Here is a 10415-nt window from a genome sequence, read left to right on the forward strand (position 1 = left end):
CTGGCCGGAAATTCGGAGGGAAGACGGCCATGAAGACTGAGGCGCGCGCGGTGGTCATCGGCGGCGGCGTGGTGGGTGTCTCGACGCTCTACCACCTGGCAAAGAAGGGCTGGTCGGACGTGGTGCTCGTCGAGCGCAAGGAACTGACCTCCGGCTCGACCTGGCACGCGGCAGGCCTCTTGCCGCTGTTCAACATGAGCTATTCGGTCGGCCAGATCCACAAATATTCGGTCAGGTTCTATCAGGAGCTGCAGGAAGAGACCGGCATGAATGTCGGCTTCACCAAGTGCTCGAACATCCGCCTGGCGCGCACCAGGGATCGTTGGGACGAATATATGTACTATGCCGGCATCGCCGAGACGATCGGCGTGCCGGTGAAACTCCTGACGCCGGAGGAGGTGAAGGCGATCTGGCCGCTGTGCGAGACGGACGGGCTTCTCGGCGCGATCCAGCACCCTGACGACGGCTACATCCAGCCGGCGGACCTGACCCAGGCGCTGGCCAAAGGCGCGCGCGACCTCGGCGCCACGATCTACCGCAACACGTCGGTGACGGGCATCGAGCAGCGGGCCGAGGGCGGCTGGACGGTGAAGACCGACAAGGGCGACATCGTCTGCGAGCACGTCGTCTCCTGCACCGGCAACTTCGCCCGCAAGACGGGCGCGATGGTCGGCCTCGACGTGCCGGTGATCCCGGTCGAGCACCAGTACATCGTCACCGAGCCGCATCCGGCGATCGTCGAGCGCAAGAAGCAGGGTCTGCCCGAGATGGGCGTGCTGCGCGAGAGCGATTCGTCCTGGTACATGCGCGAGGAGAATGGCGGGCTGCTGCTCGGACCTTACGAGGTCGGCGCGCCGTGCTGCTATGTCGACGGCCCCTCGGACGACAGCGAATACGAGCTGTTCCAGGAGGATCTGGAGCGGCTGATGCCCTATGTGGAAACGGCGATCGCCCGGGTCCCGGCCTTCGGCGAGGTGGGCATCAAGAAGATCTACAACGGCGCCATCGCCTACACGCCGGACGGCTCGCCCATCATCGGGCCGGCGCCGGGGCTGAAGAATTTCTGGCTCAACGAGGGCCACTCCTTCGGCGTGACGGCGGCGGGCGGTGCCGGCTGGCAGATCGCCGAATGGATCGTCGAGGGCGAGCCGTCCATCGACATGATGGGCGTCGATCCGCGCCGCTTCGGCCCCTATGCGACGGAGGGCTATCTGCGCGAGAAGAACGAGGAGGCCTATGCCAACGTTTTCACGATGCATTATCCGGACGAGGAACGCGCCGCCGCGCGGCCGCTGAAGACGACGCCCTGCTATGATCGCATGAAGGCGCTCGGCGCCGTGTTCGGCTCCGTCTATGGCTGGGAGCGGCCGAACTGGTTTGCGCCGCAGGGCTATGCGGTGCCGGAGAGCGAGCTCGGCGTCGGCGCCGACGTGCTCCTGAAGCACAATCACGCCCCCGCGCTGCCGGACGGCCGGGTCGTCGAGAAATGGTCGTTCCGCCGCTCGAACTACTTTGAGCATGTCGGCAACGAGGTGCGGAATGTCCATGAGAATGTCGGCCTGCTCGACATGTCGGCCTTCGCCAAGATGGAGGTGTCGGGCCCCGGCGCGCGCGCCTGGCTCGACGGTATACTGGCCAACCGCATCCCGAAGAAGCGGGGCAGGGTGGCGCTCTGCCACCTCCTGACGAAAAACGGCGGGGTGCGCTCGGAATTCACCGTCTACGAATGGAAGCCCGGGCGCTTCTACCTGGTCTCGGCCGGCGCCTATGAGGCGCACGACCACGACGTCCTGTTCAAGCTCCTGCCGGCCGATGGCTCGGTGGTGCTGCGGCCGATCACCCAGCAATATGGCGTGCTGGTGCTGGCCGGGCCGAAGAGCCGCGACGTGTTGCGCAAGGTGACGCATACCAGCCTTTCCAACGCCGACTTTCCCTGGCTTTCGGGCAAACCGGTGTCGATCGGTGCGGCGAGCGCGCACGCGCTGCGCGTCAACTTCGTCGGCGAACTCGGTTGGGAGCTGCATCATCCGATCGAGATGCAGAATGCCATTTTCGACGCGCTGATGGAGGCGGGAGCCGAATTCGGCATCCGGCCCTTCGGCATTCGTGCCATGACGGCGATGGCCATCGAGAAGAGCTACCGGCTGATTCCGCGCGAGCTGTCGATCGAATACACCGCCTGGGAAAGCGGGCTCGATCGCTTCGTGCATCCCGACAAGGGAGAATTCCTTGGCCGCGGGGCTTTGCTGCGGCAACGGGAGGCCGGGCTCAACTGGCGCTATGTGACGCTGGAAATAGACGGTGTGACGGACGCCGACGCGCGCGGCAACGAGGCGATCTACCAGGCGGGAGCCCTTGTCGGCCGCGCCACCCATGGCGGCTATGGCTGGCGCACGGGCAAGAGCCTGGCCCTCGCCATGCTGCGCCCGGAGCAAGCGCAGGAGGGGACCAGGCTCGAGATCAAGATCCTCGGCAAGCTGCATCCTGCGACGGTGATCGGCGAGAGTCCCTTCGATCCCGAGAACGCGGCCTTGCGGGCGGACGGCTAGGGGAGGCGATCCGTTCGGATCGGACACCGGGACGGCCCGTCGCGGCGCGGAGCCTGCGAGCCACGATCGCGCGGTCGCCGATCATCGGTGTTTTGCCGGCCCCCGGCTTGGGGTATACTCGTGGCATGTTCAGGTCGAATGGAGGCCTGCGCATTTGCGGGCGCAGCGCACTGGCTGCGATCACCGGCTTATGCGGCCTCCTGGCCTTCGGCGCAGGGCCGCTGCAAGCGCAGGAAAAGGTGGATGTCGAACTGGTGCTCGCCGTCGACGTTTCCCTCTCCATGTCGGCGGGCGAACTGGAAATCCAGCGCCGCGGCTATGCCGCCGCCCTGACCCACGAGCAGGTGGTGAACGCCATCCTCGACGGGGCCTATGGCAGAATCGCCATCACCTATTTCGAATGGGCGGGGTTCCATTCGCAAAATGTGGTGGTCCCGTGGACGGTGATCGCATCGGCCGAGGATGCGGCGCGGGTCGCCGAACGGCTGAGCTTCAACCCGCCCGCCAGCGCGCGCCGCACGTCGATCTCCGGCGCCCTGCAATTCGCCGGAGACCTGTTCGCCGAGAGCGGCTTCAGCGGGGAGCGGCGGGTGGTGGACATTTCCGGCGACGGTCCCAACAATCACGGATTGCCCGTCTCTCCGGCCCGCGATGCACTGATCGCTGCCGGCGTCACCATCAACGGGCTGCCGCTGATGACGAATGGCGGGCTCACGACGAGCTTCGACGTCCCCGACCTCGACGCCTATTATCGGGAGTGCGTGATTGGCGGGCCCGGCGCCTTCGTGATCCCGGTCAACGACTGGACGCAGTTTCCCGAAGCGATCCGCCGCAAGCTGGTGCTGGAACTTGCCCGGGCCGATGCCGAGGCTCCGCCGATCAGGCTTGTCCAGGCAAACGCCTATGACTGCCTGATCGGCGAGAAGATGTGGCAGGACCGGTCGTGGATGTGGACGGACCGCTGACGGGATCGCGGTGGCTTCCGAGCGACCGCAGAAGCCTTTTGATATCAAAGGCTTGATGCGACCGCTTCAAGCTGCTCGGCGCATTGGCCCCAGCCTTCGTGGAAGCCCATTTTCTCGTGCGCCTCGCGGTCCTCGACCGTCCAGTGGAGCGCGCGGGCGATGTAGCGGGTCTTGCCCTCGCCGGCATCCTCCAGGGTGATGATGGCGGTCATGAAGGGTTTTTCCGAAGGCTGCCACTCGCCGGTATAGGCGTCGGTGATGACGATCCGCTCGTTCTCGACGATCTCCAGATAGACGCCCGGGTTGGGGTATTCGTTGCCGTCGGGGTCGCGCATGACGATCAGGTTGGCACCGCCGGGGCGCACGTCGAGTTCTGCCTTGGCGATGGTCCACGGTGCCGGGACGAACCAGGTTTTCAGGATTTCGGCGTCGGTCCAGGCGCGGAAGATGTTTTCGCGCGGCGCGTCGATGATGCGCGCCAGCACGAGTTCGCGGTCGGAAGCGGGCTTGATGTCGATTGGGGTGGTCATGTTCCATTCTCCTCAACTTGGATTGTGGCCCAAGGACGAGGCGGTCCCGGCCGATCCGACAATGATGCGGAATTTTTTCCGGCTCTTTTTTCAGGCCGCCAGAAGCTGCTTGCGATCGGCGCGCTCCTGCTGGGGCGAGCGCGCATAGAGTTCGCGGTAGCATTTCGAGAAGTGGGAGGCGGAGACGAAGCCGCAGGCCACCGCCACCTCGACCACCGGCATGGAGGACTGGATGAGCAAGTGGCGGGCGCGGTCGAGCCGGATCTCGAGGTAGTAGCGGGCCGGCGAGCGCCCCATCTCCTGGCGGAACAGGCGTTCGATCTGCCGGCGCGACAGGCCGACATTCTCGGCGATCTCGATGAGCGACAGCGGCTCGGACAGATGCGCCTCCATCAACTCGATGATGGTCAGCACCTTTGAGTTCTGGACCCCGAGACGGGCCCTGAGCGGTAGGCGCTGACGGTCTGAGGGGCTGCGCACCCGGTCGGTCAGGAGTTGCTCGCAAACGCGGTTGATGAGGCCGTCGTCGAAATCCTCGCCGATCAGCTTCAGCATCATGTCCATCGCCGCCGTGCCGCCGGCGCAGGTGTAGACGTTCTGGTCGATCTCGAAGAGGTCGGCGAAGACGTTCGCCTTCGGGTATTTTTCCGCAAATCCCGGCAGGTTCTCCCAGTGGATCGCGCAGCGCTTGTCGGCGAGCAACCCGGCAGCGGCGAGAACGTGGGCGGCCGTGCACAGCCCGCCCAGCGCGACGCCGCGATTGTATTCCTCGCGCAGCCAGGCAAAGACGGTCTTGTTGGCATAGTTCTCGATGTTGAGGCCGCCGCAGACGATCACCATGGAGGGGCGCTCGTGGTTCGTCATCTTGCGCCGTTCGTCGGCAAGCGAGGACCCGACCGCCACCTCGACGCCGTTGGAGGCCTGGACGGGACCGCCGTCGACGCTGGCCAGCCGCCACTGATAGGCCTGGTAGCCCGCCATCCGGTTGGCCGAGCGCAGGGGTTCCAGCGCGGCCGCGAAAGCCATCATCGTAAAGTCGGGAATGAGGAAGAAGACGATCGACCTCTTGCAGACACCTTCGTCCGACATTGCAACCTCCCGATATCGCAAGGCGACCGTTCCAAATCGCCAGCCGTCACCGAAGCGTCATCAGGAAAGTTGTTTCCTGTCAATGGATTCCCGGTGGAATCGGCACACGCAGGCGACCGGCTCCTTCCGCCGGCAGCAAAGCCCCAAGCAGGCCGGGTCAACCGGCGCGTCACCGGTCAGTTGATGAGATATCCGAACCGCGAGGCAGCGAGCGCACCGGTTTCGCCGGGCATGGTGCGGCTGAGGCGCTGGCGCGCGAAAACGGTGTTGGGATTGGCGTCGCGGTTGCGGCGGGCAAAGCGTGCAAGGAATCTCATGATGCGTCTCCATCGCAGAGCAATCGGCTTTCACCGAGCGCCTTCGCATGCGTGACGGATTGGGGCCGCTCGTTCAGTCGCGCGGACCATAGGGATTGGAAAGGGCGCGTGAGATCAAAAATGCGAAGCGCGAAGCAACGAATGCGACATGCGGCGCCTTCGCGCAAACGGCCCCGCTTTCCGGCGGGGCCGCTCAGTCCGAGAGGCCGGCGATCGGTGCCGTTGATCGGGCCCTCATGCTACGATTTCCGGCGCCGGGACGGGTTCTGTCTGGATGGCGGGCGGCCATGACGGGCGTGATGCATCATCGCATCGAACTCGGCGACGAAATCCCGAATGGCTTTCAGCGCTGTCGTGACGATCATCTGTTTGGCACTCCTGTCGTTCCTGTCGTGCTTCGGTCAGAAGCGCGAGATGCCGCGGTTGTCCTGGCCGTCCACGCGCATCGAGGGGATGTCGGTGTCGTACTGGGTCGGCCAGCCGATGTCCTTGCGGATATCGACGGGCAGGGTGCCGATCAGACGCTCGGTGCGGCGCCGGCGCAGGGAGGTGCGGTAGTTGCGGACATAGTGGTTGAAGCGGGTCAAGACAGACATTTCCCTTCTCCTTGTGTTTGCTCCACGGTTCGTCGTTGCCTGATGCGCTTGACTATGCGTCAAGTTTCATGTTCAATCAAACGCAATTGAATAATCCTTTTATTCAAAGAAATTGAACGGAGGCGATCATGAACGCACCCCTCAATCATCCCGTCCCCTTATTGGAGCTGGATGTCCTGCGCACCTTTGTCGCCATAGCGGAGACGGGCAGTTTCACGGCTGCCGCGAACGCCGTCTTCCGCACGCCCTCGGCGGTTTCCATGCAGATCAAGAAGCTCGAGGAGATGCTGGGCCGTTCGGTGTTCGAGCGCGATGCACGCTCCGTTTCGCTGACCGCCGACGGTGAATTGTTATTGAGCTACGCACGGCGGCTCCTGGCGCTCAACCGCGAGGCGGTGTCGAAATTCGTGATGCCGGACATCAGCGGCATCGTCCGATTAGGATCGCCGGACGATTTCGGCGAACGTGTCTTACCCAGCGTCTTACGACGCTTTGCCCAAACCCATCCCTCCATTGCCGTCGACGTGGTCATCGACCAGAGCTCGAGCCTGCGCAAGCGCATGGCAAACCGGCAACTCGACCTCACGCTTCTGACCTGCACCGGCGACATCGACCATGTCGGCGTGCAGATCATCTTCACCGAGCCGATCGTCTGGGCGGGCGCCAAGGGCGGCTCGGCGCATCTGCGCGAGCCCCTGCCGCTGTCGCTCTGGGAAGAAGGCTGCGCCTGGCGTGCCGGCGCGCTGTCGGCCATGAGCAAGGACGGCCGCGACTACCGCATCGCCTATATGAGTGCTCACACGGCCGGCCAGCGGGCGGCGATCCTCTCCGATCTCGCCATCGCGCCGCTGCCCAAATCCTTCCTGCGCGACGACCTCGTCGAGCTCGGGCCGAAGGACGGGCTTCCGAAACTTGGCAACTATCACATCGGCATGATCGTTACACCGGATGCCCCGGCGCCCGTGCGGGCGGCGGCCGATCACATCCGCGCGACGTTCGACACGTTCAGCGAGACCGGCCGGTTCTAGCATTACGCGTTTCCGTGGACGGGGCACAACGCCAGACCGGAGACTGTCATATGAACGATCAGCAACGCATCGAGATCGCCGGGATCGGCCTGTCCAGCCCGGACAAGGTCCTGTTTGCCGATCAAGGGGTGACGAAGCTGGATTTGGCGCGGCACTATCAGGCCGTTGCGAATCGAATCCTGCCGCACATGAAGAACCGCCTCGTCAGCCTGGTGCGCTGTCCGGACGGAAGGCGTGGACAATGCTTCTTCCAGCGCCACGGCGGCAAAGGGTTTCCGCAGGCCGTCAAGCGCCGGGTGATCCGCGAGAAGAGCGGTGGGACGGACGAGTATCTCTACGTTTCGGACCTCTCGGGCATCGTCGCGGCGGTGCAGATGAATGCGCTCGAATTCCACATCTGGGGCGCGCGCATCGACCGCCTGGAGCAGCCGGATCGGCTGGTCTTCGACCTCGACCCGGATGAAAGCATCGGCTTTGCGGCGGTGCGCGATGCCGCCTTCATCCTGCGCGCGCGGCTGCGCGAGCTGGATCTGGAGACGGTGCCGCTGGTCACCGGCGGCAAGGGCATCCACCTGGTGGCGCCGCTGCAGCGCCGCGCCGAATGGGCCGATGTCAAGGCATTCGCCCGCGCCTTCGCCGAGGACCTCGCGCACCAGGCGCCGGAGGTCTTCCTGGCGCAGGCCTCGAAGGCCAAGCGACAGGGCCGCATCTTCATCGACTGGCTGCGCAACGAGCGCGGCGCGACCGCGATCGCGCCTTACTCGACCCGGGCCAGAAAAGGTGCGCCGGTCGCGACGCCTGTCTCATGGGACGAGCTTTCAGGGCTGAAGGGGGCGGACGGCTTCCACATCGGCGACATGGAAAAGCGCCTCGAAGCACCCGATCCCTGGCAGGAGAGCACGGGCTGGCGTCAGTCGATCACGCGCACGATGCTGAAGGCGGTCGGGGCCGACGCCTGATCCCTGCCGAACGGTTCGGAGGAGCCTTCAGGGCCGCCGGCGCCGGGCCGCGCGTTCTTCCCGCGACCGCCGTCTGGGTCGCCCGGCGTCTCCAGCACCGTCGCCGTCGCCGCCCTGCATCGCGCGCGGCGGCAGCATCACCTGCGCGGCCAGCTTGGGGAAGGCATCGACCTTGTTGGGCAGCGCCATGGCGTTGACGAAATGCTCCTGGAACTTCGGCTCCAGGGCCGTCTCGATCTTCTCGATCCGGCGCACCGTCTCCTCGATCTCGCGGCGATGGTTGCGGTTGAGCAACGCCATGCGAGCGCCGGTGCCGGCGGCGTTGCCGACGGCCGACACGTTGTCCAGTTCGCAATCGGGGATCAGCCCCAGCACCATGGCGAATTGCGGGTCGATGAAGGAGCCGAAGGCGCCGGCGAAGCGGATGACATCGACCGTCTCGACGCCCTGCTTCTCCATGAGAAGCCTGGTGCCGGCGTAGAGGGCCGCCTTGGCGAGCTGGATGGCGCGCACGTCGTTCTGGGTGATCGTCAGGCGCGGCTCCGTCTCGGCGAGCACGTAGGAGAAAGTGCGGCCGTCGGCGACGATGCGCGGGGATCTATCGGCAAGGTTGCCGTCGATCACGCCGTCCTCGGAAATGATTCCCGACAGGTACATCTCGGCGATGATCTCGATGATGCCCGAGCCGCAGATGCCGGTGACGCCGGTCGCGCCGACCGCCTCAGCAAACCCCGGATCGTCCGACCAAAGCTCGCAGCCGATGACGCGGTAGCGCGGCTCCAGCGTCTCGCGGTCGATGCGCACGCGTTCGATGGCGCCGGGCGCGGCGCGCTGCCCGGCGGAGATCTCGGCGCCCTCGAAGGCCGGGCCGGTGGGCGAGGAGGCGGCGACGACCCGTTTCCGGTTGCCCAGAACGATTTCGGCGTTGGTTCCCACATCGACGATGAGCATCATCCGGTCCTGCCGGTGGGGGCCCTCGGAGAGCGTCACGGCGGCGGCATCGGCGCCCACATGGCCGGCGATGCAGGGCAGGAGGTAGGTGCGCGCGCCCGGATTGAGCTTTAGGCGCAAGTCGTCCGCCTTCATCCTCACCGCGCCGGAGACGGCGAGCGCGAAGGGCGCGCCGCCGAGTTCGGTGGGATCGACGCCCAGGAAGAGGTGATGCATGATCGGGTTGGCGACGAAGACGCTGTCGAGGATGTCGAGGCGCTCGATCCCGCCCTCGTCGGCCACCTTCTGCACCAGCCTGGAGATTTCCTGGCGCACCGCGCGGGTCATGGCCTCGCGCCCGTCCGGGTTCATCATCACGTAGGAAACGCGGCTCATCAGATCCTCGCCGAAGCGAATCTGTGGGTTTGAGGCGCCGGAGGACGCCACCACGCGTCCCGAGAGCAGCGAGACGAGATGCATGGCGATGGTGGTGGAGCCGATGTCGCAGGCAAGGCCGTAGGCCTCGTTCTTGAGCCCGGGCCAGAGCGCGATGATGCGGGCCGCCTCCGTCTCGTCGTCCTGATGGACCGCGGCGGTGACCGCCCATTTGCCCTCGCGCAGGATCTTCTGGACGAGCGGCAGCAGATGCGCATCCACCTCCAGCCGGCCAAAGTCCCAGTCGCTCTGCAGCGCGGCCTTCAGCCGGTCGAGATCACCGAGCGGCTTGTGCATGTCCGGCTCTTCCACCTCGACATAGCAAAGCTGCACGGCGGGAAAGCGCTCGATGACGCGCGTGTCGGCATCCTTGCGCACCACCTGCGCATTGATGACGGTATCCTGCGGGACGTCGATGACGAGGTCGCCCTCAATGGTGGCCGAGCAGGACAGGCGGCGGCCGGCGGCGAGCGTGCGCTTTTCGGCGTAGCGCGCCTCCTTGGGGCCAACCGCCGAAAGATGATCGGCGGCGGAACTGATCTTGTGCTTGGCGAACTGTCCTTCCTGGACCTCGATCTGGCACCGTCCGCAGGTGGCGCGTCCGCCGCACACGCTCTCGACATAGACGCCGAGCTGGCGGGCCGCATCGAGCACCGTCGTGCCTTTGGCGAAGCGCCCGCGCTTGCCGGAGGGCATGAAGAGGACGAGGGGGTCGTCGGGGCTCATCGCAGGGATCCCCGGGACGACGCCACCGGCACACCCCCCTCTGCCCTGCCGGGCATCTCCCCCTCAAGGGGGGAGATTGGCTGGCATCGATGTTTCGCGCGTTCTGCAACGCCGGCGATTGGCGAAATCCTTACGGCCGCCCAATCTCCCCCCTTGAGGGGCAGGGCAATCGCATATGATTTTTTTTGCAGGCTCCGCCTGCGACCCCCACCCTCAATCCCTCCCCTCAAGGGGGAGGGAAGAAAGGTGGTGCGCCCGATCATCCCCCTCCCCCTTGAGGGGAGGGATTGA

At 65.6% G+C, this 10415-nt stretch carries 10 protein-coding genes; 4 read left to right on the plus strand and 6 right to left on the minus strand.

From position 1 onward, the window contains the following. The first annotated feature begins 29 nt into the window (after positions 1-29). Entirely contained in the window at positions 30-2549 is a 2520-nt protein-coding gene (locus tag NUU27_RS16275; RefSeq protein ID WP_257763194.1) for an FAD-dependent oxidoreductase, read from the plus strand. Positions 2550-2674: 125 nt separating this feature from the next. After that, positions 2675-3514 carry a DUF1194 domain-containing protein gene (locus tag NUU27_RS16280; RefSeq protein ID WP_257763195.1) on the plus strand — a complete coding sequence of 280 codons (840 nt, stop codon included), beginning with the start codon at positions 2675-2677 and terminating at the stop codon, positions 3512-3514. Positions 3515-3558: 44 nt separating this feature from the next. On the opposite strand, the gene NUU27_RS16285 is transcribed toward NUU27_RS16280, so the two are convergent. From NUU27_RS16285 to NUU27_RS16305, 5 genes are all read right to left on the minus strand, one after another. After that, entirely contained in the window at positions 3559-4044 is a 486-nt protein-coding gene (locus tag NUU27_RS16285) for an SRPBCC family protein (RefSeq protein ID WP_257763197.1), read from the minus strand. 90 nt (positions 4045-4134) lie between these two features. Further along, entirely contained in the window at positions 4135-5133 is a 999-nt protein-coding gene (locus NUU27_RS16290; protein WP_257763198.1) for a GlxA family transcriptional regulator, read from the minus strand. Positions 5134-5309: 176 nt separating this feature from the next. Then, positions 5310-5450 (minus strand): hypothetical protein, encoded by a 141-nt coding sequence (locus NUU27_RS16295; protein WP_257763199.1) that lies wholly within the window; start codon positions 5448-5450, stop codon positions 5310-5312. A gap of 239 nt (positions 5451-5689) precedes the next feature. Further along, the gene (locus NUU27_RS16300) at positions 5690-5815 is read right to left on the minus strand and encodes a hypothetical protein (protein ID WP_257763200.1); all 126 of its coding nucleotides are present in this window, start codon (positions 5813-5815) and stop codon (positions 5690-5692) included. Positions 5816-5851: 36 nt separating this feature from the next. Next, entirely contained in the window at positions 5852-6046 is a 195-nt protein-coding gene (locus NUU27_RS16305) for a hypothetical protein (RefSeq protein WP_257763201.1), read from the minus strand. 128 nt (positions 6047-6174) lie between these two features. Between NUU27_RS16305 and NUU27_RS16310 the strand changes: the two genes are divergently transcribed. Both NUU27_RS16310 and ligD read left to right on the plus strand, forming a co-directional pair. Further along, positions 6175-7074 (plus strand): LysR substrate-binding domain-containing protein, encoded by a 900-nt coding sequence (locus NUU27_RS16310; RefSeq protein WP_257763202.1) that lies wholly within the window; start codon positions 6175-6177, stop codon positions 7072-7074. A 50-nt stretch (positions 7075-7124) separates the two neighbouring features. Beyond that, positions 7125-8033: a non-homologous end-joining DNA ligase gene (gene ligD, locus NUU27_RS16315; protein ID WP_257763203.1), complete on the plus strand. Its 909-nt coding sequence runs from the start codon at positions 7125-7127 to the stop codon at positions 8031-8033. A gap of 27 nt (positions 8034-8060) precedes the next feature. On the opposite strand, the gene NUU27_RS16320 is transcribed toward ligD, so the two are convergent. Further along, on the minus strand, positions 8061-10124 hold the full coding sequence (locus tag NUU27_RS16320; protein WP_257763204.1) for an ASKHA domain-containing protein: 2064 nt from the start codon (positions 10122-10124) through the stop codon (positions 8061-8063). Positions 10125-10415: the final 291 nt, after the last annotated feature.

The sequence above is a fragment of the Nitratireductor sp. ZSWI3 genome (assembly GCF_024655565.1).
Lineage (GTDB): Bacteria > Pseudomonadota > Alphaproteobacteria > Rhizobiales > Rhizobiaceae > Nitratireductor.

Bases quoted from the DNA above. Each gene is read 5' to 3' on its own strand.
- NUU27_RS16275 (WP_257763194.1), top strand. From the start codon at position 30: ATGAAGACTGAGGCGCGCGCGGTGGTCATCGGCGGCGGCGTGGTGGGT.
- NUU27_RS16280 (WP_257763195.1), top strand. From the start codon at position 2,675: ATGTTCAGGTCGAATGGAGGCCTGCGCATTTGCGGGCGCAGCGCACTG.
- NUU27_RS16285 (WP_257763197.1), bottom strand. From the start codon at position 4,044: ATGACCACCCCAATCGACATCAAGCCCGCTTCCGACCGCGAACTCGTG.
- NUU27_RS16290 (WP_257763198.1), bottom strand. From the start codon at position 5,133: ATGTCGGACGAAGGTGTCTGCAAGAGGTCGATCGTCTTCTTCCTCATT.
- NUU27_RS16295 (WP_257763199.1), bottom strand. From the start codon at position 5,450: ATGAGATTCCTTGCACGCTTTGCCCGCCGCAACCGCGACGCCAATCCC.
- NUU27_RS16300 (WP_257763200.1), bottom strand. From the start codon at position 5,815: ATGATCGTCACGACAGCGCTGAAAGCCATTCGGGATTTCGTCGCCGAG.
- NUU27_RS16305 (WP_257763201.1), bottom strand. From the start codon at position 6,046: ATGTCTGTCTTGACCCGCTTCAACCACTATGTCCGCAACTACCGCACC.
- NUU27_RS16310 (WP_257763202.1), top strand. From the start codon at position 6,175: ATGAACGCACCCCTCAATCATCCCGTCCCCTTATTGGAGCTGGATGTC.
- ligD (WP_257763203.1), top strand. From the start codon at position 7,125: ATGAACGATCAGCAACGCATCGAGATCGCCGGGATCGGCCTGTCCAGC.
- NUU27_RS16320 (WP_257763204.1), bottom strand. From the start codon at position 10,124: ATGAGCCCCGACGACCCCCTCGTCCTCTTCATGCCCTCCGGCAAGCGC.